The following is a 930-nucleotide window of genomic DNA, read 5'->3' as shown; positions in this document are numbered from 1 at the left end:
GTCGACGTACTCCTGGCGCGAGAGGGCCTGGATGGCCGCCATCACCTCGTCGGTCACCGAGCGCACGACGAACTGGTCGTCCTCGCGGCCGGCGTAGCGGGAGAAGTCCAGCGGCTCGCCGACGACGAGCCCCACCCGGCGCACCCGCGGCAGCACCCGCCCGCGGGGCATGAGCTCGCCGGTGCCCACCACCGCCACCGGCACCACGGGGGCGCCGGAGCGCAGCGCGATGCGCGCCACGCCGGTGCGCCCGCGGTACAGCCGGCCGTCCGGGGAGCGCGTGCCCTCGGGGTAGACGCCGAACAGCCCCCCGCGGCCCAGCACCTCCAGGGCCGCGTCGATGGCCGCGGTGGAGGCCCGGCCGCCGCTGCGGTCCACCGGCACCTGCCCGATGCCGCGCAGCAGCCCGCCGAACAGCCGGCCGCCCAGCCCGGCTCCGGTGAACATCTCCGCCTTGGCGATGTACGTCACGCGCCGGGGCAGCAGGGTGGAGAGCAGCACGGGGTCGGCCACGGACAGGTGGTTGCTGGCCAGCACGGCCGGCCCGGAGGCCGGGACGTTCTCCAGGCCCCGCACCCACGGGCGCAGCACCGGCCTCAGCACCGGCTCGGCGATGCCCCGCTTGATGAGCCAGTAGAGCACCGGGCCCCTCCCCGCCGTCGCGACGCGGCGGGCGCCGCCGCCGCCGCGACCCTAGGGCATGGCGGGCGGGCTCGCCGGACGCCTCGACCGGGCGCGGTGGGCGTGCCACGATGAGCTGTGCCTGCTGAACCGGACGACGGGGCGGGCCGCCTCGACGTCGACGCGGCCTTCGCCGAGATCGTCGCGCACTGGGACGACGAGGGCCCCGGCGAGCGGACGGTTCCCGGCGCGCCCGCGGACGACGCGCGCGGCGGCGCCGAGCCGGGCGAGCACGGCGCCGCCGCGCGC

1 protein-coding gene is annotated in these 930 nt (G+C 78.4%); it reads right to left on the bottom strand.

Going from position 1 to position 930, the window contains the following annotated elements; genetic code table 11:
• The coding region (locus tag GTR00_RS21760; RefSeq protein WP_166613571.1) for a lysophospholipid acyltransferase family protein at window positions 1-642 on the bottom strand (642 nt) is incomplete at its 3' end.
• Window positions 643-930 lie beyond the last annotated feature (288 nt).

It is taken from the genome of Kineococcus indalonis, assembly GCF_009906395.1.
Taxonomy (GTDB): Bacteria; Actinomycetota; Actinomycetes; order Actinomycetales; family Kineococcaceae; genus Kineococcus; species Kineococcus indalonis.
The sequence above is the reverse complement of the archived record's forward strand: the minus strand, read 5'-3'. Positions and strand labels throughout refer to the sequence as shown.